Origin of the sequence: Dolichospermum sp. UHCC 0406, from assembly GCF_009712025.1 — a bacterium.
Taxonomy (GTDB): Bacteria; Cyanobacteriota; Cyanobacteriia; order Cyanobacteriales; family Nostocaceae; genus Dolichospermum; species Dolichospermum lemmermannii.
This window is the reverse complement of the sequence record NZ_VILA01000017.1, coordinates 1-23,947: the sequence shown is the minus strand read 5'-3', so window position 1 is coordinate 23,947 and position 23,947 is coordinate 1. Positions and strand designations below refer to the sequence as shown.

At 39.1% G+C, this 23,947-nt stretch carries 20 protein-coding genes; 4 read left to right on the top strand and 16 right to left on the bottom strand.

What is annotated here, in order from left to right; translation table 11 throughout:
• Positions 1 to 74: 74 nt before the first annotated feature.
• From leuS to FJR09_RS16125, 4 genes are all read right to left on the bottom strand, one after another.
• Positions 75 to 2,651, bottom strand: a complete 2,577-nt coding sequence (gene leuS, locus FJR09_RS16140; protein WP_168653293.1) for a leucine--tRNA ligase — start codon at positions 2,649 to 2,651, stop codon at positions 75 to 77.
• Positions 2,652 to 2,874: 223 nt separating this feature from the next.
• Positions 2,875 to 3,783: a DUF4351 domain-containing protein gene (locus FJR09_RS16135; RefSeq protein ID WP_168653294.1), complete on the bottom strand. Its 909-nt coding sequence runs from the start codon at positions 3,781 to 3,783 to the stop codon at positions 2,875 to 2,877.
• Positions 3,784 to 4,023: 240 nt separating this feature from the next.
• Positions 4,024 to 6,087 carry an SUMF1/EgtB/PvdO family nonheme iron enzyme gene (locus FJR09_RS16130; protein WP_168653295.1) on the bottom strand — a complete coding sequence of 688 codons (2,064 nt, stop codon included), beginning with the start codon at positions 6,085 to 6,087 and terminating at the stop codon, positions 4,024 to 4,026.
• Positions 6,080 to 6,475 (bottom strand): hypothetical protein, encoded by a 396-nt coding sequence (locus FJR09_RS16125; RefSeq protein WP_168653296.1) that lies wholly within the window; start codon positions 6,473 to 6,475, stop codon positions 6,080 to 6,082. Before FJR09_RS16125 ends, FJR09_RS16130 begins: the two co-directional genes overlap by 8 nt.
• A 781-nt stretch (positions 6,476 to 7,256) precedes the next feature.
• Between FJR09_RS16125 and FJR09_RS16120 the strand changes: the two genes are divergently transcribed.
• Positions 7,257 to 7,652, top strand: coding sequence for a hypothetical protein (locus FJR09_RS16120; protein WP_168652528.1), 396 nt, complete (start codon positions 7,257 to 7,259; stop codon positions 7,650 to 7,652).
• A 100-nt stretch (positions 7,653 to 7,752) separates the two neighbouring features.
• Here the strand turns inward: FJR09_RS16120 and FJR09_RS16115 are convergent, their stop codons facing one another.
• Positions 7,753 to 9,945: a recombinase family protein gene (locus FJR09_RS16115; RefSeq protein ID WP_168652529.1), complete on the bottom strand. Its 2,193-nt coding sequence runs from the start codon at positions 9,943 to 9,945 to the stop codon at positions 7,753 to 7,755.
• 58 nt (positions 9,946 to 10,003) lie between these two features.
• Between FJR09_RS16115 and FJR09_RS16110 the strand changes: the two genes are divergently transcribed.
• Positions 10,004 to 11,317 carry a proton extrusion protein PcxA gene (locus tag FJR09_RS16110; protein ID WP_168652530.1) on the top strand — a complete coding sequence of 438 codons (1,314 nt, stop codon included), beginning with the start codon at positions 10,004 to 10,006 and terminating at the stop codon, positions 11,315 to 11,317.
• Here FJR09_RS16110 and FJR09_RS25335 read toward each other — a convergent pair.
• From FJR09_RS25335 to aspS, 11 genes are all read right to left on the bottom strand, one after another.
• Entirely contained in the window at positions 11,276 to 12,730 is a 1,455-nt protein-coding gene (locus tag FJR09_RS25335; protein WP_015080008.1) for a hypothetical protein, read from the bottom strand. The genes FJR09_RS16110 and FJR09_RS25335 overlap by 42 nt on opposite strands.
• A gap of 38 nt (positions 12,731 to 12,768) precedes the next feature.
• Positions 12,769 to 13,125 (bottom strand): transposase, encoded by a 357-nt coding sequence (locus FJR09_RS16095; RefSeq protein WP_051155173.1) that lies wholly within the window; start codon positions 13,123 to 13,125, stop codon positions 12,769 to 12,771.
• A 192-nt stretch (positions 13,126 to 13,317) separates the two neighbouring features.
• Positions 13,318 to 14,508: a TRC40/GET3/ArsA family transport-energizing ATPase gene (locus FJR09_RS16090; protein ID WP_015080009.1), complete on the bottom strand. Its 1,191-nt coding sequence runs from the start codon at positions 14,506 to 14,508 to the stop codon at positions 13,318 to 13,320.
• Between the two features lie 43 nt (positions 14,509 to 14,551).
• Positions 14,552 to 14,944 carry a DUF2358 domain-containing protein gene (locus tag FJR09_RS16085; protein ID WP_168653726.1) on the bottom strand — a complete coding sequence of 131 codons (393 nt, stop codon included), beginning with the start codon at positions 14,942 to 14,944 and terminating at the stop codon, positions 14,552 to 14,554.
• Positions 14,945 to 15,021: 77 nt separating this feature from the next.
• Positions 15,022 to 15,501 carry a hypothetical protein gene (locus tag FJR09_RS16080; RefSeq protein WP_015080011.1) on the bottom strand — a complete coding sequence of 160 codons (480 nt, stop codon included), beginning with the start codon at positions 15,499 to 15,501 and terminating at the stop codon, positions 15,022 to 15,024.
• Between the two features lie 91 nt (positions 15,502 to 15,592).
• Positions 15,593 to 16,156 carry a hypothetical protein gene (locus FJR09_RS16075; RefSeq protein ID WP_015080012.1) on the bottom strand — a complete coding sequence of 188 codons (564 nt, stop codon included), beginning with the start codon at positions 16,154 to 16,156 and terminating at the stop codon, positions 15,593 to 15,595.
• 731 nt (positions 16,157 to 16,887) lie between these two features.
• Positions 16,888 to 18,150, bottom strand: a complete 1,263-nt coding sequence (locus FJR09_RS16070) for a YcjF family protein (RefSeq protein ID WP_015080013.1) — start codon at positions 18,148 to 18,150, stop codon at positions 16,888 to 16,890.
• A gap of 151 nt (positions 18,151 to 18,301) precedes the next feature.
• The gene (locus tag FJR09_RS16065; RefSeq protein WP_015080014.1) at positions 18,302 to 18,769 is read right to left on the bottom strand and encodes an EVE domain-containing protein; all 468 of its coding nucleotides are present in this window, start codon (positions 18,767 to 18,769) and stop codon (positions 18,302 to 18,304) included.
• A 91-nt stretch (positions 18,770 to 18,860) separates the two neighbouring features.
• Positions 18,861 to 19,469, bottom strand: coding sequence for a 3-isopropylmalate dehydratase small subunit (leuD, locus tag FJR09_RS16060; protein WP_015080015.1), 609 nt, complete (start codon positions 19,467 to 19,469; stop codon positions 18,861 to 18,863).
• Between the two features lie 82 nt (positions 19,470 to 19,551).
• Positions 19,552 to 20,955 (bottom strand): 3-isopropylmalate dehydratase large subunit, encoded by a 1,404-nt coding sequence (gene leuC, locus FJR09_RS16055; RefSeq protein ID WP_015080016.1) that lies wholly within the window; start codon positions 20,953 to 20,955, stop codon positions 19,552 to 19,554.
• A 152-nt stretch (positions 20,956 to 21,107) separates the two neighbouring features.
• Positions 21,108 to 22,895, bottom strand: a complete 1,788-nt coding sequence (aspS, locus tag FJR09_RS16050; protein ID WP_168653725.1) for an aspartate--tRNA ligase — start codon at positions 22,893 to 22,895, stop codon at positions 21,108 to 21,110.
• A gap of 37 nt (positions 22,896 to 22,932) precedes the next feature.
• Here aspS and FJR09_RS24765 point away from each other — a divergent pair, with 37 nt between their 5' ends.
• The gene (locus FJR09_RS24765; RefSeq protein WP_217361129.1) at positions 22,933 to 23,079 is read left to right on the top strand and encodes a hypothetical protein; all 147 of its coding nucleotides are present in this window, start codon (positions 22,933 to 22,935) and stop codon (positions 23,077 to 23,079) included.
• Between the two features lie 72 nt (positions 23,080 to 23,151).
• Positions 23,152 to 23,947: pentapeptide repeat-containing protein (locus FJR09_RS16045; RefSeq protein WP_168654124.1), on the top strand; the 796-nt coding region annotated here is incomplete at its 3' end.

The following is a 23,947-nucleotide window of genomic DNA, read 5'->3' as shown; positions in this document are numbered from 1 at the left end:
GTATGTTACCCAACATTAACCAATAATAATACATAAGTTGGGTTGCATTTCATTTAACCCAACCTACAAAAATATTAACCCAAAACGAAATTCACCAACTTACCAGGAACAACAATCACCTTTTTGATTTCCTTCCCTTCCAGATAACGTTGTCCGGCTTCCGACTCCCGCGCATACTTCTCCAACTCCGCTTTATCAGATTGGGAAGGAACTTGAATAGCACCGCGAGTTTTACCCATAATTTGAATTACCAAAGTAATTTCATCAGCTATCAAAGCCGCAGGATCAAAACTTGGCCAAGTTTGGGTATGCACAGAATTTTTATTCCCCAACAATTGCCATAATTCATCACCAATATGGGGGGCAAAAGGCGCTAACATAATCACCAAAGTTTGCATCCCTTCCGCGTAAATTGGCGAATTATGACAATCAGCATCAGTCAAGGCATTGCTTAACTTCATCAATTCCGAAATTGCCGTATTGAATTGATATTCATCTACCACATCTTCCGTAATTGCTTGAATAGCAATATGAATGAAGCGACGTAAATCTTTTTCGGCTTTTGTCAGTTGTCCGTTGTCATTTGTCAGTTGTTTTGGACTTGCAGCATAATCTGTAACCAACCGCCAAACGCGATTTAAAAAGCGGAATTGTCCCTCAACATCTGCCTCATCCCATTCTAAATCTTTTTCAGGAGGTGCTTTAAATAAAATGAACATTCTCGCCGTATCTATGCCATATTTATTAATCACATCTTCCGGTGCTACACCATTGCCTTTTGATTTGGACATGGTAGCATAGAGACGTTGTAAAGGTTCTCCAGTTTGTGGATCTATAGGATTATTAGCATCAACTAAATTTGAAGGAATCCATTTATCTTTACCACCTTTATTCGGGTTCATGTAAGTTAAACCCTGTACCATTCCCTGAGTTAACAGCTTTTGAAATGGTTCATCAAAGTTAAATAACCCTCTATCTCTTAATACCTTAGTGAAGAAACGCGAATACAATAAATGTAAAATTGCGTGTTCAATTCCGCCCACATATTGATCTACAGGCATCCAATCATTTACTTTACCAGAATCAAAAATCTTTTCCTCATTTTTGGCATCAGAATAACGTAAGAAATACCAAGAAGAATCAATAAAAGTATCCATTGTATCGGTTTCCCGTTTCGCAGGAGTACCGCAAGTTGGACAAGGAACATTTACCCAACTTTCTAATTGTGCTAAAGGTGAACCACCACGACCACTTAATTCAATATCTTCTGGTAATTGTACAGGTAAATCTTTGTCAGCTACAGGCACAATTCCACATTCAGGACAGTGAATAACAGGGATAGGTGCGCCCCAATAACGTTGTCGAGAAATCAACCAATCTCTGAGGCGATATTGTATTCTTAATTTACCAAAGTTTTGGTTTTCGGCAAATTCGATAATGGCTTTTTTCGCATCTACAGAATTCATGCCATTGAAGTCACCGGAATTAACTAAAATTCCCGTTTCTGTATATGCTGATTTTAAAGTTTCTTCTGCACCAATTTCCGGGACAATGACAACTTTAATAGCTAAATTTTGTTCTTTAGCAAATTTGAAATCTCGGACATCATGTGCCGGTACACCCATTACCGCACCTGTACCATATTCATAAAGTACATAATCTGCAATCCAAATCGGTACTTCTTCCCCGGTAAAGGGGTTAATAACTTGACCACCAGTGGGAATACCCCGTTTAGGTTTATCTTCCGCAGTCCGTTCTAACTCGCTTTGGTTGCTGACTTCCTTAATAAAGGCTTCTACCGCTGCTTTTTGGTCTGAAGTTGTCACCACTTGAGTTAAGGGGTGTTCTGGGGCTAATACGACGTAACTCACGCCATAAACAGTATCGGGACGGGTGGTATAAACGCCGATTTTTTCATCTAAGCCCACAATAGGAAATTCTAAATATGCACCGGTGGATTTTCCTATCCAGTTGGCTTGCATTAATTTAACTCGTTCCGGCCAACCTGTGAGTTTATCTAAGTCATTTAATAATTCTTCGGCGTAGTCGGTAATCTTGAAAAACCATTGACGCAGTAATTTACGTTCTACTATTGCTCCACTGCGCCAGGAACGTCCTTCGTTATCAACTTGTTCGTTTGCCAATACAGTTTGGTCAATGGGATCCCAGTTAACTGCGGCTTCTCTTTGGTAAGCTAAACCGGCTTGTAAAAATTGCAGAAATATCCATTGCGTCCATTTGTAATAATCGGGGGAACAGGTAGCAAGTTCAGTTTCCCAATCTAAGGATAAACCCAGACGTTGTAATTGTTGCCGCATTTGGGCAATATTTTGATATGTCCATTTAGCAGGGGGTACACCTCTATCAATGGCGGCGTTTTCTGCTGGTAGTCCGAAGGCATCCCAACCCATTGGATGTAATACCCGATACCCTTGCATCCGTTTGAGGCGGGCAATCACATCTGTAATTGTATAGTTACGAACGTGACCCATGTGCAAGCTACCAGATGGGTAAGGGAACATGGAAAGCGCGTAGAATTTTGGCTTGTTTGTATCTTGAGGGGTTTTATCTAAGCCAAGTTCTAACCATGTTTGTTGCCATTTTTCCTCTATTGCGGCTGGTTGGTATGATGTTTTTTGGGGGGACTCCACAACTAAAACTCCTAATGCTTTTACCTAATCTCGCTATTGTGGCATAATTGTAGATATCAGACATTAAGAGTGAAAATTAAATAATTAAATCAGCTATATAGCGAACTGCTTGCAGCAGCGCTTCGCTATCGCATCCTTCACCCTAAGCATTACCCAGAAAATAAGATACAATGGGCAGAGCGATCGCTATTGTTAATAGTGCAGAAAAATTAGGACGTTGCAGCTAATTAATTGAATTATGTTGCAGCCAAGTTTCTAAATCTGTAACTGAAGTAAAATCTAACAAAGCTTCTCCTAATTCTTCAAGTTTTTCAACAGTTAACTCTTGAACTTTTTGAATTAATAATGAGTCAATTTCCTCAATTCGACGATTTAATTGCCGGATAATTAGACGTTTTTCTTTTTGCAGTCCTTCTTGTAATCCCTCTTGTTTAGCTAGTTCTCTATCTTGTTGGTAAAGTGGTGCTAATCGCATAATCAACTCCTGATCTTCTGTTTGTGAACTTTGATTGATTTTTAAGTTTTTCTGGAGGTTGTAGAGTAGTTCTAAGGTGATTTTGACGTAAGGTTGATTTAATGGTAACGCAGCTAATTCATCAATTGCTCGTTTTTGGACTGTACCTCTACCTAAAAGTCTTAACCACAGTGTTTCTTGAGTTTGGGGTAATTGATGAATAACAACAATTGCGGCGTGTAATGATTTTGCTAAATAGTATATTCCGGGTAAGGAATCTGGTTTTGTTGTCTCGCTAAATCCTGATATGATGTTTTTTGATGCGGTGGGGGTGAGTATCCATAATTTAGGAATCTCAATTTTTGCGGTGGTGGTTTGTTCGCGTTTGGCTGCTCTTCTTAATGCACCTCTGACTTCTAATGATTTTAACAGACAATCACAGATTTCTTCTGTTGATGCTGGATTGCGAAATGGCTCAAAAATAGCTGGTGTTGTGGCTAATTTTCCTAATAATCCTAATAGTTCTACGTTGGTTGTTTGGTTGGGAAATGGTGTAAATAATACGTCTATTTCTCGGATTTCTCCAGCTACTTGACTGGCTGCTTGTACTTCTCCATAAGGTTTGAGTAATTCTTCTAAATAATCTTTTGCGAATTGGTCATGTATAAAGCGTGTCATTTTCGTGTTTACTTTAGAGATATCTGAGATGCTGCCAGATCCCCGACTTCTTTAAGAAGTCGGGGATCTATTCTATGCTATTATCTACTTGACTAAATCTTAAATTTTCTGTATTATTGATAGACTACTCATCAAAAATCCAAAAATTGAACAAGAGAATTTTAAAAATATTTTTTCCGCCTAGCGGCGGGGGGATAGGAAAAAGAATATAGGACAAAAGAGCAAGAGTGTAAAGTGCTACTAAGTCCTCGCCGCAACACTACATACAACCCGAAAACCAATATCGTAGTAGTTGTTATCGAGGAAGGAGCTGCAGCAATAAGCAGAGCGGCAAAATTCAGGATTGTCGTCCCACGAACCACCGCGCAGCAGTCTAAGCTCACTGTTTGTATCTAGCCACGCGCTACCATCAGCGGGAGCATTTATATAGTTTGCGTGCTCATCTTCGCACCATTCCCATACATTACCACACATATCATATAAACCACAAGGGTTTGCAGGAAATTTTCCTACCACTGTGGTTTTTCCTCGATATTCTCCTTTTGCACCACCACCATAGGTGTAGTTACCATCATAATTTGCTAACTCTGTGGAAATTGTTTCCCCAAAATAAAAGGGTGTAGTAGTTCCTCCACGACAAGCATATTCCCACTCAGCTTCACTAGGTAAGCGATAGGCTTTATTTGTCTTTTGGGAAAGTCTAGCGCAAAATTCTTGAGCATGATTCCAAGATACATACTCAACTGGCAGACTATAACCTTTAAAGTTCGATGGATCAGATTCTAAATCAATTTTAACTTTAGGTAAAGCAGCTACAAGTCGCCATTGTTTTTGAGTGACTAGATATTTACCCATAAAGAACGAGGGAACAGTAACTTGATGCTGTGGACCGTGGAATTCGTGATAACCTTCTTCATTTTCTGGAGAACCCATGATAAAAGTTCCTCCAGGAATATATACCATTTCCAGTAATACACCATTTCCTAAATCTTGGGCAAAATACTTGGCACTTTTGGTAATGCGGTTAATTCCTGTCCTATTATTATTTATCTGAGCAGTTTCAAACTGGAAAGTTTTTAACTGATAACTAGATTTATTTTTTTCTGCTTCTGCTTCTCGCTGGCGTTGCAATCTTTCTGCTTCTTGCTGCAATCTTAGTTGTTCGGCTACTTCTGCCTCTCGTTGGCGTTGCAATCTTTCTGCTTCTTGCTGCTTTTGTATCTGAAGCTGTTTTTGATATTCTGCTTCTTTAACAGATGTAATTTCTAACTCAATTGATGCTACATCCTCATCTCTCAAGCCTAAAACATCTTGCTGATAATCTTTGAGTATTTTTAAAGTGTGCTCATCTAGGGGATATTTTTGCTCAACTTCTTCTGCAAAATATTGTTTGTAACTTTGTAAATTTACTAACCGTATACGAAAGGGTTCAACAACTTCCGTTTCTATTTCCTCGGCTTTTGCATCTGTAATTCCCAGAGTTTTCCGTTTTGCTGTTAAAACTGCAATAGCAACGTTTTTCAGTTCACCATTTTGAGCATATTGTTCAACCAGTTTGCGATACTCAGCTTCTGGATTTTTGGGAGCAGAAGCCAATAAAATATTGAATCCTTCCTTATCCAGAATGATATCTGGTGTCATGTTAGGCTTCACCGCTTGGACTTTTGATTTAGCGTAAGCGTGTAGTTCCTGAACTTGAATATTGCCATCGTTATCTGTGTCTGCTGCACCTGTCTCAATTCCCTCAACTAAATATTGAGTATAGAGGGAAAGTGTTGCCCCTTCTTGTGCAAAGGAAGTTTGAGTTGCACCAGAAGATGTAAGCACAACTCGTCCTTCTGCACCTAATTGCTTTTTGATATCTACTCCAATACTTTTTGTGTGCCAACCATTAGCAAAGGCACCACTATAACAAGCATCTAAAATTAAAACTTGTCGTTTGGAATAACAAATTTTTGATTGTGTTTGAATAAAATTTGCATCTACAGCAGTGGCTTCAAAGTTATCTTTTGCTGTGTTGCGAGTTGCTAAATAGAGATGATTATCATCATTAGTAATTCCATGTCCAGAAAAAAAGAATAATAATAAATCCTCTTTACCTGCATTCTTAAACAGCTTTTGAATTGCTATTCTCATAGCTACTGAATCAGGATTCAGCAGCCGTTCTACCTGTGCAAAATTTCCCAAGTTGGGATTTTGCAAAACTCGTTCTATAGCCTGGACATCATTGAGTGCAGATAATAGGGGTGGGATACCTGCACCATACTCACTGACTCCAATCAGTAGAGCCATTTTTTTAGCCATTGTCACCACCCATTGCGGCTAATAGGTCTTTTGCTATTTTTTCGCTTTCTAGCAGTTCTTGGCGGCTTTTGGCTTTGATACTGACTTCTTTATCACCGACTTTGACAGTCAGTTCGATGGGTTTGTCTCCTAAGCGATCGCCCAAAAAGGCTAAAAATGTTTTAATATTTTTTATACTGACTTGCGCTGTCAGCACTCCGATCAAAGTTGCAAAACCTGGCTTACTTCCTGCTTCTGGGTTAAGATCTTCAGCACGGTCTGCTTTTTCCACTTCGTCGGAATCTCGTAATTCCCGCAGCAACTTACTTGCTATTTTTAGCCGTCTGTCATCATCTAATTCTGGGTCATTAACAGCAAAAGTAAATTGAATTGTGTAATCATCTGTCATATTCACCACCACACTCCAATTATTTCCCTAGTAATATAGCATACGGTAAAACTCTCCACTGTCTTGTCAAAAAAAGCCGAGAATTTTTTTGTTCCCTATTTTCTTACTACTCACATTCCGCACTTCATTTTCTAGTACAGACATAAGTGTAATAAGTAACAGAATAGCTTAAATATAAAGTTGCGTAAGAGGATGTTTGAAAAGTGGTATTCCGTAATTTTCATCACATTGCTACCCCCCTTTCCCCTATGCTTTGGGGGGAAACAATAAAAATCCAGTTCCCTCCCCTTTACAAGGGGAGGGTTAGGGTGGGGTAAAAAATATTTGATACATCAACCATAACTTTTCAAACACCCTCTAAATCCTGTTAATAAGGTATTGACAATAAATTCAGAAGAAAAAATGAGAAAATGAGTCTGAATGAAATCAAAATACCAAAAAATATAAATAACCAAAAAGAAGAATTTGAGTTTCTTCTTTGTGAATAATGACTTTTATTTTCATAGTTTGAATTTCAAGTTTTTCAGTAGGGGATGATTTTAAATCCTTATATCTTAATAATAAGGTTGAGAGCCTGTGGTTGGTACTTTCTTAAAACCTATCTTGAAAAGCAATTGTTCTAGGTCAGGAAACTGAATATCTCTCATCATATTAATGTCAGTCATCTATCTTAGGGTTAATTTAAAATATCTAACTCAGGATTAATTAAATTACTTTTATTAAAGCATAATCTGTTTATAGCAGGTTAATTCCAACTATTTTATTTTGGAGATATAAGATTATGTTGCAAGCAGATTTGACGACTTCCCAGACAAAAAAAGATACTTCTTTAAACGCTTTTGATGAAAATTGTTTATCGGAATTAAGTTCGGAACAAGCTTCTAATATTGCTGGAGGATTTACACTTAAAAATAATACAGAAGCACCGAGGATTTTTTATAATTTTGGGGAGAAGTCACCCCTACAACAACAAACTTTAAAACCGGGAGAAAGCGGCACTTATCCAGGAGAGTTTCTTTTGTATAATTCTTCAGCAGGAAGTTCCGGAATTAGCCCCGCAGTATTCAAAGCAGATCCTTCCGGTACATTCAGTTTAAATCAATCAGGAACTAAGATAATTCCTACTGATCTTAACTCTTCTAATGGAAATGGGAATGGTGGAAATGGGGATTGCTAAAAAAGCAATGAAAAGCTAAGAGTCGGTAAATAGATTTTAAATAAAAAGCCTCTATAATTCCATAGAGGTTTTATTTATAGTTATGGAAATTGCCAATTATTTACACCACTTCACAAGCATGAACTAAAGGTAATAAAGGGCCAATTTGTTCCTGTCCATTGACAGCCAAATCACTGTGACACAAATACAATTTATCAGACACCCGCGCCAGCAAATCAGCGACAATTCTTTGTAATCTTTCTTCTTCGGCTAATTCTTCATCTGCTGCTGTCCAAGGTTGTCCTAACCTATCCTGTAAAAATAAGGTAGCACCAAACAATGTAGCTGCACCACCTTTTGCCCACAAAGGTGAACCAATATCTAACCAAAAATGCCAACGGTGATTTTTTCTACTTGCACGATACTGAAATATAGTTGCTAAAGTTACAGCTTTTCTACTGCTACTGATAGCACCTACAGGATAGGGATTTGCGGTAATTGTCCCCCGTCGCAGCAGTTGAATAAATATGGCTATCGCCACGCTATCGCTATCAATAATGGTAATACTGAGAGTTTCTGGTGTATGCAGCGAAAGAAATAGAGGATCGGTTTGTTTTAAGCGGGTGTCTATTTCCCAATAATGTTGGGCTGTTTCTAGTAATTCTCTTAATGCTGCTAATTCTTGATATGAGGGGTTTTTATCATTACACACAAAGTCTTGAATAGCTTGGTATAAGAAAAAAATAGGTGTGAGGAGAAGGCGCTGGTGATATTGCTCCCGTTGTGCTTGAATCCATTGTAATATTTCTTCATAGGACTGAGTAGCAATATAGCCAATTCTATCCCAACGTTCAAAGGTTTTCACGGGTAACAAATTGGGTGTGTCGGGGTGGGGAACGAAACAAGCATCGGCGATTAACCCAGCCCGCACTGGATCTATTTTAGAATGATGGAATTCTTTTTCCTCTCCATTTTGAGTTTGATATTGACTCAAAACCACCAACATTTCCGCCACCGCATCCCTATCTACTAACCGTCCTAAACCGGGGTAAACTAGAGCCATGAGGGTAAGTAATGCTCTGACTACTGAAGAACTGATTAAAGGGCGTTGTTCGTTGAGAGATGCAACTTCGATATTTTGCTTGGTTAATATTTCTACTATGGTATAACGAGCGATCGCATCTAAACCCGGTGCAATAATTGCTACCTCATCCGCCGCTACTTCCCCGGATTTAACCCCATCAATAATCATCTCGGCTGTTTGGCGTAATAGCTGGGCGCGGGAAGTGGTTTGAATCGGCTGGACATAACTTGGTAAACTCAACATCGTCATGGGCTGTGTTACCAATTCTACCATTTGACCAGTGAGAGAATAACCCAAACTATTCTTAGGTGGTGAGGTTAAATTTTCTACTTGACAACGGGCAGATAATCTGGCTAAATACTCAGGATCTGCACCTAAACCCCAGCGTACCTTCCCATGGGAATTGTAGCTAAACGCACCCACAGCCCCAGCATCTAATAAAAATTCAAATAAGTTGCCAGCGATCGCCGGATAATCATCTACATCATCTGCTATGATGCCCTGATAGCGTTGTTTTAGATGTTCCTGATAGCTACTATTAGTTAATAATTTGTGGTGATATAGTTCGGTAATTAAGCCATAACTCAATAATCCCCGTTCTAAACACCAATTTCGCCAATTTAGTAGTAAAGAACCCAAAAACTGTGGTTCTAAATTGATAGAACTATCTTCTAAACCACTGTGCAATATTTTAGGAATGTCTTCACAGGGTACACCGCTATAAGCTGCTAATTGCCATAAATCCAGGATACGTCTGACCAAACGATTTTCATTCATCCCTACACGCCGCAAAACCTCTGAATCTAGCTGACAACTCCAGAGTTTTGTCGCCAATTCTTGTTCCGTTTCTGGGCGTAATCTGACAGGAAATTGAGCTTTAATTGACAACGAATCAATTAGTAACGGCCAAAATAAAATTACTTCATCTTGGAAAAAACCCAAAGCTGTTTTAACGCGAATAGGATATTTTCCTAATGTTAAAGTGGTAACTCTATCAGCTAATTCCCTGCGGTTATCATCATTAGCAGCTAACAATAAAATACTTAGTTCTTTTTGGTGTAAATTCACCTTTGAATCTATAGGTTGAGGTTGGGAATTGTGAATATTTTTATTATAAAATAAATCAGGTACTTGACTATCAATTTGCAACCAAGCACTAAACTGGTTTACCAAGCGAGTAGTTTTACCACTACGACTAGTACCAAAAATCCAAAGGGAATCAGAAAGCATGGTTTTTGCGTTAACTTAAGTTTAAGAATTTAGTAAATAATGCCAAATAATTGTCTCGATGAAAAATACCGTGTTTAGCCAAAAAATATACCCCTTTTTACTAGATGCTTACATATGGTATCTATTGACACCAGAACGTTCTTTAGATACAGCTTATCAAGCGGCTATACAAATTAAGGAAATTGAAGATAAACACTTCAATGGTAACAAAATAGACTCCGAATTTACCATGCACAGCACCAGCGTCATGGATTATTTTCAAGGAGATTTGCAAAAGTTATTAAAAACTGTCCAAATGCGGCTGACGGAATTCAAAGCCAGTCGGTGGTTTGCGAATGAATCCAAACAAAAAGCTGCTATGAAAGTGGGGATAGAATATTCTAGCCCAGCATCAATTTTAGAGAAACTAGAATTCATTGATCAAATTACATCTAAATACACTAATAATGATATAGACGCAAATTATAAAAATGTCAATTCTCAACCTGTTGAATCTTCCACAGATTTAGTTAATTCTCCACAATTTATCCCTAAAACATCAAATAAATCCCCCAAAAATATAACGAAAGGAAAAACTAATACTACAGGTATTTTACCCCGCTCAATTTTAAGCACAATTACGCGGCTACAAGTAGAATTAGATCCAGAATCTGAACAAAATGTAGTTAAAAATTTTCGTAAAGCCCAACAAAGAAGTATTATCTCAATTCGGTTTATACTGCTACTTATTATCGTTCCTCTTCTGACTCATCAATTATCCAAAGCTTTAATTGTTGGTCCATTGGTAGAACATTTCCGAAATGAGAAAACAGTAGAAGTTTTCTTAAATGGAGAAATGGAAGAAGAAGGATTATTAGCATTACAAAGGTTTGAAGAAAGAATCAAATTTGAAGCCTTAATTAGTAATGCACCTGCGCTTGGGGCTGAAGAATTAGAAACAAAAATGAAGGAGAAAGCAGAGGAAGTAAAAAAGGAATTTCGCAAAGAAAGTGATAATGCCATTAAAAATGTATTTGCTGATATTTTCGCGGTAATTACTTTCACTATCTTATTACTTGTTAGCAGATCTGATATCGCTGTATTAAAAGATTTCTTTGATAATGTAGTCTATGGTTTAAGCGATAGTGCTAAAGCATTTATTATCATTTTATTCACCGATGTTTTTGTCGGCTTTCACTCTCCTCACGGTTGGGAAGTTCTCTTAGAAGGAATATCACGGCATTGGGGATTACCAGCCAATCGAGATTTTATTTTCTTATTTATTGCCACATTTCCCGTGATTTTAGATACGATATTTAAATATTGGATTTTCCGCTACTTGAATCGGATTTCACCTTCTGCCGTTGCTACCTACCATAACATGAATGAATAACCAGCATTTTGCTAACATTACTATTAGGTATCCGCTCAATATATCGGGGAAAGAGTTCTGTTGATAACCACTTTCTGTAGAAAAAAGCGTCCAAAATTCCGACCTGAGTTCGTCAGCTTGCTCCTGACAAGGAGAATCTCGATAAGCTAATAATTTCCGGTAATATTTCCAGAAATTATCCAGGAAATCTTTTAAAATCGTTTGGTGACAAGCAATAAACGGACTTAACTTTTTATAATGTCGTCCCTCATGCACCCAACATAAAGCAATATTATCAGTCAGTAACTTGAATTGGGGGGCATCATCACAGACGAGCGTTTGCACCACTGGCCAATTAGTTTGTTGATGATAGAAGGCAATAGCTGCGGCTTCCATGATTCGAGTTCGTTGTTGAGAACCCAGTTTGGGTAGATAGGTATCCAGTAGAGCAAGAAACTGTTCGGAGTTCAACACGGTTTCTTGCGGTAATAGTTGGAGAGCGTCTTTATATTTATTCGGTAGCGGGAAATTTATCAATAACTCATAAGTAAATTGATTGAGAATAAATTCCAGTTCTTTAGCATTCTGCAAGCCTTTGAGTACAGTCAATCGGTCTTTCTTGGGAGTTGTCAAGTAGACTGTATATAAAGGGTTACAGATGACATTAGTGGTATGGTTGACCCCACCAACGCGGGCAGCAGTCTGGTCAAAGTGTTGCCAAGGACTACTCTCTAGTCCTGCTGAATATACTTCTGTTTTTTCTGTTTCAAAATCAGCATGGTTTTTAATCAGTAGATTAGATAAATACCCCGCTGACATGGAAATACCAATATCCTCTAAAAATTCTAACAACTTGCCTTGGGTCATGTTGCCCCCGTAATACAAGCTGATAACTAAGGTTTTTATTCCTGGACCGAATTCTCCTTCGTAACCGCTTGGCAGTTCTGCCAAATAGGTTTTCTTTTCTAAGGGTGAGTAGTATTTCTCTTTCCGAAATAGTACGTTATCGGTTGTCAGGATGATGTCTTGGACTATTACTTCTTCATATCCTTTAAACTCTGCATCTGCTGGTAGTTTGTCTTGGGGGTATTCTAATATTTCTTCTCTGTTTATTTTAATTGCTTGATTTTTACTGCCCTTGGAGTGCTTTTTTGGGGTTTTTCTTTCTTGTTCTGATGAGTGCTTATTCTCAAACCCTTTCTTATTCTTGGCTTTTATGTCTGGCTGACCTTGTTCTCCCTTCAAGCGGTTGAAATCATCTTTTAACCGTTGATTTTCTGACTCTAAGCCTTTGACTTTTAATTCTAATTGCTCTATTAGATTCAGTAATACCTCTACTGTATGACGCATTGATTCGTCTGCAATCCCTTTTGGCTCGATGGTTTGCAGTAAATCTGATATTGATTTGTCACTCTCAATATTTTTTTGCTTCATGTCTCCTATTCTATGACACTGTGTGTACCTCGTTTCATCTATTTTCCTCTCTTACCCCTACTTATTGAGCCGATACAAATATTGTTTGTAAAGTAATTAAGATCATGACGTAATTCTTCATGGTCATTTAAGTCTTCATATCCCATGATTAAGCCATATATCCGTTGTGTTAATAAGCTTTCTATGGGATGTAACGTCTTATTTGGCTTTCTGTAGTCTTGGAAACCCAAAGCTAAACGTGATGTTATTTGCAATTTTCGGTCTATTTCCGCAATTAAACTTAGACCTGCATCCGATGTTACTTTACCACCCTGGAAATTCACTACTACTGGAGGGAGTTTTTCTTGTTTAAAAGTGAACTGTTTTGGTGTACTATCTGTTCTTATTGGGGTCATATTTTATAATTGCTGAAATGCTTTTTACATATACATTTTCGCAGTTTTTGACCCCTTTTTTTCTTTTCTTTGTGAGAAATCCGGGCATGAGAGCGATCGCTCTGATTATCTCATTTATCTGCCGCTATAGATATTTTTGCACAACAAATAAACAGATCCCGGACTTCTTAAAGAAGTCCGGGATCTCAAATCCTACATGGAATTTACATTGTCAGCAAAGCGAATTTTCAGATAATCATCTTCCATTTTTGCTCCTGCTGGTTGCAGTGCTGCCAAAGCTTGAGGTAATACCAAATTACGGCGATGATTGCCAATAGTAATGTTTAATTCATCTCCCGTTTTTTTCAGTTGAATTTGGCTTTTAGGAATATTGGGGAGATAAAGTTCCAAACTGTATTGGTTATTATCTTTTACCACTCTGATTGTGGTTTCTTTATAATAAATCTGAGTTGGATCTTCATCTTTGTACAGAGTTTCTTTCAACCTTTCCAAAGCTGCTAAACCACACAGTTCTTCAGAGTAGAGAGGGACTTCTTTGACTGGGAGAGGGAGAAAATTGTCGTGAATTTCTTGACGGTATTGTTCTTGATTTTCCTTCCACCGTTGGAAAAATGGATCTGTAACTTCTTGAGGAATAATCCGGTTAGCAATAACTAAATCTGTGGCTACATTATACAAACTTAGATAAGCGTGAGCGCGAAGAGATTCCTTAATTACCATTTTTTCGGGATTGGTAACTAGACGGACTGAGGTTTGAGTATTATCAGTTAAAACTTTTTCCAAAGCTTCAATTTGCTCGTAAAACTCATAAGGTGCGTCCATTACCTCTTTATTTGGTAAAGAAAAACCAGCAATGGGTTTAAAAATAGGTTCTACAAATGGTCTTAGGGCTACGGAAATATTTTGGAACGGTTTATAAAAACGACGCATATACCAACCGCCAACTTCAGGCAAACTTAACAGCCGTAATGCTGTACCAGTCGGGGCAGAATCAATAATTAAAACGTCAAATTCCCCTTCATCATAATGACGTTTCATTCTCACCAAGCCGAAAATTTCATCCATGCCTGGTAAAATTGCTAACTCTTCCGCTTGTATCCCGTCTAAACCACTGGCTTGTAAAACTTGGGTAATATAGCGTTTGACAGCCCCCCAATTACCTTCTAATTCTCGCAGTGCATCCAATTCTGCACCCCATAAATTAGGACGAACAAGGCGGGCATCATGGACTAATTCAACGTCAAAGCTATCAGCAAGGGAGTGGGCTGGGTCCGTACTTAAAACCAATGTCCGATAGCCGAGTTCTGCACAACGGAGTCCAGTGGCTGCGGCAACGGAGGTTTTACCCACGCCACCTTTCCCTGTCATTAAAATTACTCGCATCAATGATTCCTTACTGCCTGAATTTTGTTTACATTTATTTACATTATGATTGATTTTTCACAGAAATGAAATGCTGCTTAATGACATCCAAACGGGAACAGTGCCAATAATCAATATGGGAAACGATTAAACCGTCAGCATTTAGACGTAATTCACTCCAACCAGAAACAGAAATGTGAGGTTTCCAAGGTAAAGGAGAATTCCAACTCATAGTCCATTCAGTTTTAATATTTTCTTGCTGAGATTGGATAGTATGTAAATCTAGTTTGAGATTGGAGAAAAAAGTTTGAATGAATTTAATCATCCATTTGTAAAGTTCAATTCCCCGAAACTTGAAAACAGCATCTTGAAAATAAACATCATCGGCATAAATGCTGTAAGTTTGATTTACCGGAAATCTAGCATAATCGCCTTTAAGAGTTTCAACAATATCCATAAATTGATGTTTTGCTGGTGGTAATAAATTTATTGCGGAAGTTAAGCAGTTTTAGGAATTGATCCGGACGTTTATTACTACTTTACAAAATTACCTATGATAGATTGTAGCTTTACTCTTGCACAATCTCTTTCTTCTACAGGTAAACAGGATAAAGCAAATTCAAAATCATCTAGTTTCTCCGTTAAGGCATTGACCAATTCTTTTTGACCTTCTGCAATACTAAGTTCAGATTTTTCTAGATCAATTTCTATAGACCCTAAAATTAAACTATTCTGGTTATATTCTTCTATGTCAAAGTCATTTTCTCCTTCAGGGCTAATCATTTTTGATTTAGTTATGTCGAGAATATCTTCATTCGTAAACTCTAAATCAGCTTGGGCTTCTCTTAATAACTGGACGGCTGCTTTAATTTTTTTGTATGCTACTTGTTCCATGATTTTTTTCTTCTCCAAAAGCAAAGATAATTCTTTTTGAGAATCTAACAATGCTTGTTGTTGCTCTTCAATTTTAGCTACTTGGTTTTTGATTTGAGTTTGGATTTCTGCAAGTGTCATTCCCCGGATTCCTTAGAGTTTGCTTTAATAATTTTTACGATGTTGTTATTTGTAATTGGTAAATATCTCCCCTATTTCCCGATTACCTTCTTTACATTTCCACCCAAAGACGTTCTAATTGTCGTTGCCAAGCCGCTAAAACTTGTAATCTTGTCTCGGGATTTTGGTCAATATCTCCTAATAATCCTTCCGCATAAAAACGGTCTAGATTTTGCATAGTGGCTTCTAGAGATTGTCCCTGTTGTTTAGCTGCTTTAATAATTTCGCGCATACGAGCTTCCACCAAATTATTAAAAACATCATTAACACCGGCTTGATATAATGAAATCAGGCGAGCGATGGCATTAGCAAAATCTGCATTACTTAAAGTGCCACTATTATGCTGAAATACCCCCCATACTACCCCGTCATATACAGCATACCGTGCTTCTTGGGTATCATCAAAATTAGCTTCTAGAAACTGGGTGAGAAATGCTGCGGCCTCTTGTAAAGGCATAATTGGCAGCAATACTCGCAACCAAGAATTATCATCTGAAAGCAGCACCAATAACCGAAAATCAGGAGTTTCTACCTGCCAAGAACCAGGGGCAATAGATTTTACAACTTCAGCACTAAATAACTCTGTTAACGTACCTGCTATTTCTTCCGGTGTCATAAAACTTCGCGGGATGTGGGAAACTCAGTCACAAAGCGTGCTGAGAGGGAAACGGCACGAGCGGTTTTAACCGCAGTCAGTCTTTGCTTAACCATTACCGCCTTGGAGTTGTTCGATTCGGTGTGCTTTTGTATTGCACTTTCAATGGGACAATTACCATTTCAAATTTCACAACCCTGTACGCATAATGTTTTGCTCAATAGAGCCTCCCATTTCTGGGGTGATGTTAGCTTCGACCTGTTATAAGAGCTTGTTAGGCTGAAAGCACTGTTCCAGTGACTTTAGAACTGTTTAACTTACAGCGACAGAGCGGGGAACTAGCTATGCCTGACGGCACGCTGGCGCGAACGCATTCCGAGGTGTCGTGACTCAAATAACGGCTACCCTTCGACTACCCTTCGACATCGCTCAGGGCAAGTCGCTCAGGGTGGTCTGGTCAGTACAGCTTGTTTGATTTCTCTTACAAGCTCAATCCCTTTAGGGTTGAGTTACTGACAATAATATTTGAACTTTACCGTCTAGAGTAACGCTTATTGGATAATTAAAACTTCAAATTTCCAAAAATTTCTTCCTTTGCGCCTTTGCTCCTTAGCGTCTGGGCGCGAAACCCTCTTTAACTTACCTTTGGGGGTTAAAGTCCCCTGCTTCTACAAGCAGCGGGTTTTGCGTCGGGGTAAAATCCCCGTTGCAAAACGTAATTCTAAATTCTAAATTCTAAATTCTGCATTCATTTAACTTTTCATCCCCTTAAACCGTTCTTTTGCCCCTGTAAAAGCCTCTTGCATGACTGCTTGAATTTTTTGAGGATCGGGTTTTTTCCCACCCATTAAATCGCCAAAATACACACAAGCAGCTTCACCTAAAGCCCATGTATAAGCCCCTGCCCACGATGCCGCAATAACGCTGCCAAAACCAGGGATAAATTTAATTAATTCCCGTGCTACCGCTTGGGCGACAAAACCACCGGCAATGGTACTGACAATACCCCCAGCTTGAGATGGTGTGATAGTCTGTCCATATAATTTACCCAACAATCCCACCATGGACACCTGCAAGGCAGTTAAAACGGGCATAGTCGCAAAAGGTAAAGGCACAGCGGACAAAGTTGCCGCCATGATAGAAAATGGCAAAATATAACGTCTGCCAGCGTTTCGATAAATATTACCTAATTTTTCGCCAGCTTGTTGATCTAATAATTGATAAATTGCCTTTGATTCTGCTTCTGGGAGGAGTTGGGATAAATTATCTCGCAGTCCTTCTAAACCGTAAAATACAGGATTATAACCATCTTCTTCTAAAGTGAAATCAATTAAAACCGCACTATTATATAAACCTGAAAAATTTTCTTTAATGGCGATAAATGCCCGCTGCAATTCTAGAAAATCTGGGGGATAATCAGGATGATTGGCAACTTCTGACGGATAAACTTCATGTAAGCAGGTTACTACTAATAAACAGGGAATATCTGGATATTGCTGTCGTAATTTTTCAGCAATTTGCCGCAAAGTATCAGTTGCAAAATCATGAATTTTGACAGTGATAATCAAAACTCTAGCTTTATTTGTTTCCTGTTGTAAATCGCCGATTAATTCCTGAATAATAGCTTCAGTATCTTGACTGACATCTCCTAAACCTACCGTATCTGTAAAAATCAGCAATGGTAAATCATTAGCAGGATATGCGTAACGTTGGGTATTTTGGGTATGAGGACGAAAACCCTGTCCGATAATTTCCGCAGATACCCCAGTTAAACCCCTGACAATCGAACTTTTACCCGCTTGGGGTTTTCCTAATAGCAAAGCTTCCGTAGTTGGTAATTCAGCCCGAATAGTTTCGAGAATTTCCGCAACTTGAGTATCACTCACACTAAACCATTGTCCTACAGTTTGTGTAACTTGTTCTATTGGTAAAAGTTGGGTTAATTTATCGGTAGCTTGATTAAACACCCCAGTTATCTTTTTTTTCCAGGAGTTATTATTATCTTGTTCAGTCATAAATTTCACTCCCTACAATTTGATAGAGAATATTTTTAGGAACTATATATATCATACTATTTTACCGACAAAGAACTGATATCGAACCACAGAGGCACAGAGAACACAGAGGTAGAGAAGGAAGAAATTTTAATATCTTATTTTAGGATTGCTAAATATCTCTTCCCATTTCTAATATCTCTCTTCCGACTGATTCTATGACAGGATTGATTGATAGACGATTACCTTTTTTCACTACTAATAATTCATCATCACTAAACTTTAATTTGAGTGTTGATAGTGAAAGTGGATTACTAAAAACTTCCACAAATTCCACTTTCACAGTTTGCCAACGGGGAGATTCAAGAGTTGATTTGCTATCATAATATTTACTATTTATATCAAATTGTGTCGGGTCAGCAATACCTGTTTTCACAACTCGCATTAAGCCAAAAATCCCCGGAGGTTCAGCATTAGAATGATAGAAAAATGCTAAATCTCCTATGTGCATTTGTCTGAGAAAATTCCGGGCTTGATAATTACGCACACCGTCCCAAATTGTTTCTCGTTGTTGTTCTAAGTCAGTAATACTATAAACTGCTGGTTCTGACTTCATTAACCAATAATTAATTGCATTCATCTAATAATTAATTCAATATGATCTTTTCTCTGTGTTCTCTGTGCCTCTGTGGTTCGATAAAATACTACCACAGAGGCAAAAAGATCACCGACTAACTAGCTGCTAAATGACCCCAAGCAATGTAAGGTAATTTTGCTGCTGTTGCTTTTACCTGTTGGGCATTTGCTACCAACTGTCCGCAAGCGTCCCAAGTTCCCGCAATAAAAGCGCTTCTTGTGCCTTCACTCATGACAACTGAGGCAGTAAAATTACCAATTTTTACTTGCAATTTTTCCAAATCTATGGTAAGGACTTCTTGAGGATTAGCGATAACTAATTCTTGCAACTGTTTAACTACTTCAAATTCAGCAGTTACGCATGGTATCCCCATTGCCACGCAGTTACCAAAAAAGATTTCCGCGAAGCTTTCACCAATCAGGGCTTTAATTCCCCATTTAGCCAGGGCTTGGGGCGCGTGTTCCCGTGATGAACCACAGCCAAAGTTGCGGTTAGCGATGAGGATTTTCGCGCCTTGGTAATGGATTTGGTCAAATGGGTGTTCACCATTTAAGGCTTTTCTATCGTCCACAAATACGCCTGCTCCTAAGTCGTCAAAGGTGATGGCTTTTAAGTAGCGGGCGGGGATAATTCGGTCGGTGTCTATGTCGTTACCAATGAGGGGAACGGCGTTACCGGATATTTGTTTTACTTCACTTACCATAGTTTTGAGTTAATAAAAGGCTCACGCAAAGGCGCAATCACGCTTCGTGATCTCGAAGAGTAGGCGCAAAGGAAGAGGAGGGTTACAATAGTTCGCGCACGTCGGCGATTTCGCCTTTTATGGCTGCTGTGGCTACCATTGCGGGACTCATGAGTAAGGTGCGACCGGAGGATGATCCTTGTCTGCCTTTAAAGTTGCGGTTGGAGGAGGAGGCGCTGATTTGTCTGCCTTGGAGTTTGTCGGGGTTCATGGCTAAACACATGGAACAACCTGGTTCTCTCCATTCAAAGCCAGCTTGAACAAAGATTTTATCTAGTCCTTCGGCTTCGGCTTCTTTTTTGACTCGTTCTGAACCGGGAACTACAAAGGCTTTTACACCTTTGGCAACTTGGCGACCTTGGGCGATTTTGGCGGCTTCTCTGAGGTCGCTTATGCGTCCGTTGGTGCAGCTGCCAATGAAGCAGATATCAATTTTTGTTCCTTGAATGGGTTGACCTGGATATAAATCCATGTAGCGATATGCTTCTTCGGCGATAAAGCGGTCTTCTTCTGGGAGTTCTGCGGCTGTGGGGACTTTTTCATCTACACCAATTCCTTGACCTGGTGTAATTCCCCATGTGACTGTGGGGGGAATGTCTTCGGCATTAAATACTACGACATCATCATATTCGGCATCAGCATGACTACTGAGAGATTCCCACCAAGAAACAGCTTTTTCCCAGTCTGCACCTTTGGGGGCAAAGTCTCTATTTTTTAGATAATCGTAAGTAATTTTGTCGGGGTTGACGTATCCGCATCTTGCCCCACCTTCTATGGCCATGTTACAAACGGTCATCCGTTCTTCCATGTTCATCTGCTCAAAAGTAGTGCCGACAAATTCGTAAGCGTAGCCTACACCACCTTTTACGCCCAGGATTCGGATAATATGCAATATTACGTCTTTGGCGTAAACTCCGGGTTTTAATCTGCCGTTAACGGCGATTTTGCGGACTTTTAATTTTGATAATGATAGGGTTTGGGAGGCGAGAACGTCTCTAACTTGGCTTGTACCGATACCAAAGGCGATCGCTCCAAATGCACCATGACTTGATGTGTGGCTATCTCCACAAGCGATGGTCATTCCCGGTTGCGTCAGTCCCAATTCCGGGGCAATGACGTGAACTATACCTTGATTCCCTGAACCAATATTGTAAAAAGTTATATCATTTTCTTGACAATTCTTTTCTAATGCCTGAATCATTTCTTCGGCCATGCTATCCACAAAGGGACGGGCTTGGTTTTCTGTGGGAACAATATGATCAACTGTGGCTATAGTCTGTTCTGGAAATAATACTTTTAAATCCCTTTCTTTGAGCATCGCAAAGGCTTGGGGACTTGTAACTTCATGAATAAGATGTAGTCCAATAAATAGTTGCGTTAATCCTGATGGCATTGTACCAACGGTGTGTAAGTCCCAAACTTTGTCAAATAGTGTACCCTTGCTCATACGTCAATCTATGTTAAAAGAGTCGGATTTTTGATTGTATCAGAAAAATGTCACATTAGAGAATCTAGTTGATCATGATCTGATAGTGTTTCTTTGGGCAAAGTCTTGTCAAAATTAAACCCCCCACAAAAAGCAGAGGGAATAATCAAACCTTACACCTTAGGTTTAAAAGTCGAAGCAACGTGCAACTCTTTCAATTGTTTTGCGTCTACACTTGCAGGAGCATCTGTTAACAAACAACGAGCTTGTTGAGTCTTGGGAAAAGCAATCACATCACGAATTGATTCTTCTCCAGATAACAACATTACCAAACGGTCTACACCGTAAGCAATACCACCATGGGGAGGAGTTCCATATTCAAAAGCTTCTAACAAAAAGCCGAATTTACTTTGTGCTTCTTCCGTTGATAAACCAATAGCTGAAAACACCTGTTCTTGAACTTCTCGCTGATAAATTCGCAAACTTCCCCCACCAACTTCAAACCCATTTAAAACCAAATCATAAGCTTGAGCGCGGGCGGTTTTTAAATCATTGATATCATCAGGATGAGGCGCTGTAAATGGGTGATGTAATGCTTCTAAACGTTTTTCATCAGCATTCCATTCAAACATGGGGAATTCTGTCACCCACAGGAAGTTAATTTTGTCTTTCTCAATTAACTTAAATTCCTTAGCCACAAATTGACGGATTCTGTCTAAAGTCTTATTAACGGTGTTTGTATCAGCAGCCGCAAATAATAACAAATGTCCAGCTTTTGCACCTGTTCTTGTTAAAATTTCCTGCTTTTGTTCCGGTGTCAAATTATCTTTAATTGCGCCAATGGTGTCAATTTCGCCATTTTCCCGCACGCGGATATATGCTAAACCTTTCGCACCTGCTTCTGCGGCTTCTCGGAAAATATCTCCACCTGGTTTAATGCGAACATTAGAAATTGCATCGTTACCGTTAGGAATGGGGAGAATTTTAACAATCCCACCGTTAGCAACAGCTTCTCGAAAAACTTTAAAACCGGAATCTTTTAAAACGTCAGAAACATCAACTAATTCTAAACCGTAACGGGTATCTGGTTTATCGCTTCCGTAACGGTTCATAGCTTCCGCGTAAGGAAGACGAGGAAAAGGACGAGGTAAATCAATTCCTTTAACGGTTTTGAAAATATGACAAACTAACTTTTCGTTAAGTTCGATAATTTCATCTTCAGACATGAAACTCATTTCCATGTCTAATTGAGTAAACTCCGGTTGTCTATCAGCCCGTAGATCTTCATCTCGAAAACATCGCGCAATTTGATAGTATCTATCCATGCCTGATACCATCAATAATTGTTTGAAAAGTTGGGGAGATTGCGGTAAAGCAAACCATTCACCCTCATTCACGCGACTGGGAAGAATATAATCTCGCGCCCCTTCGGGGGTAGAACGGGTGAGAATAGGGGTTTCCACCTCGATAAAACCTTCTAAGTCTTCCAGGTAGCGCCGCATGGCTTTGATGACCTGATGACGCAATTGCATATTTTGCGCCATGCGTTCCCGTCGTAAGTCCAAATAACGATATTTTAACCGCAAGTCTTCCCTGACTGTTTCCGTGTCTGCGGTGGAAACTTGGAAAGGTAATTGTTTACGGACGGCGTTGAGTAGTTCTATTTTATCCGCATAGATTTCCACTTCGCCAGTGGGAAGTCGAGGATTTAGAGATTCTGGAGGACGTTGGGTAACTCTACCGGTGATAGCTACAACATATTCATTTCTGAGTGCGTTAGCCTGTTCATAGGAGTCTGGGGTGCGCTGGGGGTCGCTGACGATTTGGACAATACCAGAGCGATCGCGCAAGTCTAAGAATATCACACCACCGTGATCGCGGCGACGGTCTACCCATCCGTAAAAGGTAACAGTTTCACCAATATGTTCTTTTCGGAGTTCGCCGCAATAGTGAGTTCGCATAGTTGTTAGTTCTTTGGTTCCGGGCTAGGTTGGTTAAATGTCAAGGCTTCCCCATTATCTAGCATTAACATTCATTGTAGTCATTTTCGGTGAAGAAAAATCAGCAAAAATCCTCAACTGGTTATTTTCAGTCTTTATCTCTGGCATAGGTAGTAATAAGCAATTTTCACAAAATTTAACATAATTTGACTAAAACCTGGAATAATACTCGCAAATAAGTGTACAATTTAACAGATAATCTCTTGCGGATGTGATTATGCCACCAGACTACAGCGGTCAAAATCTTCAGGGACGCTCTTTTAAAGGTCAAGACCTGACAGGTGCGAACTTTAGTAAAGCTGATATTAGAGGGGCAAATTTCACCAACGCTATCCTTAAAGATGCTGATTTTACAGGCGCTAAGGCTGGACTACAGAAGCGTTGGGTAATTGGGTTACTAATAATTACGTTGTTACTGTCAGCGCTATCAGGGTTCTTTTCCACGGTTTCTGCTGTATTGTTATCCTCTGCTTTAAGTAAAAATATAATCGCTGGTATAGTCGCACTCATTACATTAGCTATTTTTTGTATCATTACTGCTCGTAAAGGTTTATTGGCAGGTTTAGGAATGGTCGCCGTCGCCTTTGGTGTCGTAGCAGTTTCGGCTGTTACCTCGGCTTCACCCATACAAGGAATTTCAATGGGATTACTTGTTTTGGCTTTTACTGGTGTAGTCACCTGTTCTGTAACCTTCACGTTTGTCTTCTCCTTCGCTTTCACCTTTATTTTTGCCATTTTCTTTACCATTTTCTTTGCCTTGATCTTTGCTGTTATATTGAAACACTGTTTTGTATTTCCCGTCGCTGTAGTTTTTGTAATTTTTAGTGCTTATATCGGCTGGCGTAGTTTAAAGGGAGACGAAAGAGATCCTTGGATTCGCTCTTATGCTATTGCTTTTGCTGCAACAGGAGGCACAAGTTTTTATGGTGCTGATTTAACTGACGCTGATTTTACTGGTGCAATCCTGAAAAACACGGATTTCAGAAAAGCAAATCTAACGCGCACTCGTTTTT

Coding starts and splice junctions, on each gene's coding strand:
- FJR09_RS16120 (WP_168652528.1), top strand. CDS start 7,257: ATGTTGCAAGCAGATTTGACGACTTCCCAGACAAAAAAAGATACTTCT.
- leuC (WP_015080016.1), bottom strand. CDS start 20,955: ATGAGCAAGGGTACACTATTTGACAAAGTTTGGGACTTACACACCGTT.
- leuD (WP_015080015.1), bottom strand. CDS start 19,469: ATGGTAAGTGAAGTAAAACAAATATCCGGTAACGCCGTTCCCCTCATT.
- FJR09_RS16085 (WP_168653726.1), bottom strand. CDS start 14,944: ATGGATATTGTTGAAACTCTTAAAGGCGATTATGCTAGATTTCCGGTA.
- FJR09_RS16070 (WP_015080013.1), bottom strand. CDS start 18,150: ATGACTGAACAAGATAATAATAACTCCTGGAAAAAAAAGATAACTGGG.
- aspS (WP_168653725.1), bottom strand. CDS start 22,895: ATGCGAACTCACTATTGCGGCGAACTCCGAAAAGAACATATTGGTGAA.
- FJR09_RS16115 (WP_168652529.1), bottom strand. CDS start 9,945: ATGCTTTCTGATTCCCTTTGGATTTTTGGTACTAGTCGTAGTGGTAAA.
- FJR09_RS16135 (WP_168653294.1), bottom strand. CDS start 3,783: ATGACACGCTTTATACATGACCAATTCGCAAAAGATTATTTAGAAGAA.
- FJR09_RS16075 (WP_015080012.1), bottom strand. CDS start 16,156: ATGACACCGGAAGAAATAGCAGGTACGTTAACAGAGTTATTTAGTGCT.
- FJR09_RS16090 (WP_015080009.1), bottom strand. CDS start 14,508: ATGCGAGTAATTTTAATGACAGGGAAAGGTGGCGTGGGTAAAACCTCC.
- FJR09_RS16125 (WP_168653296.1), bottom strand. CDS start 6,475: ATGACAGATGATTACACAATTCAATTTACTTTTGCTGTTAATGACCCA.
- FJR09_RS16130 (WP_168653295.1), bottom strand. CDS start 6,087: ATGGCTAAAAAAATGGCTCTACTGATTGGAGTCAGTGAGTATGGTGCA.
- FJR09_RS16095 (WP_051155173.1), bottom strand. CDS start 13,125: ATGACCCCAATAAGAACAGATAGTACACCAAAACAGTTCACTTTTAAA.
- FJR09_RS16110 (WP_168652530.1), top strand. CDS start 10,004: ATGAAAAATACCGTGTTTAGCCAAAAAATATACCCCTTTTTACTAGAT.
- FJR09_RS25335 (WP_015080008.1), bottom strand. CDS start 12,730: ATGAAGCAAAAAAATATTGAGAGTGACAAATCAATATCAGATTTACTG.
- FJR09_RS16065 (WP_015080014.1), bottom strand. CDS start 18,769: ATGAATGCAATTAATTATTGGTTAATGAAGTCAGAACCAGCAGTTTAT.
- FJR09_RS24765 (WP_217361129.1), top strand. CDS start 22,933: ATGTCAAGGCTTCCCCATTATCTAGCATTAACATTCATTGTAGTCATT.
- FJR09_RS16080 (WP_015080011.1), bottom strand. CDS start 15,501: ATGACACTTGCAGAAATCCAAACTCAAATCAAAAACCAAGTAGCTAAA.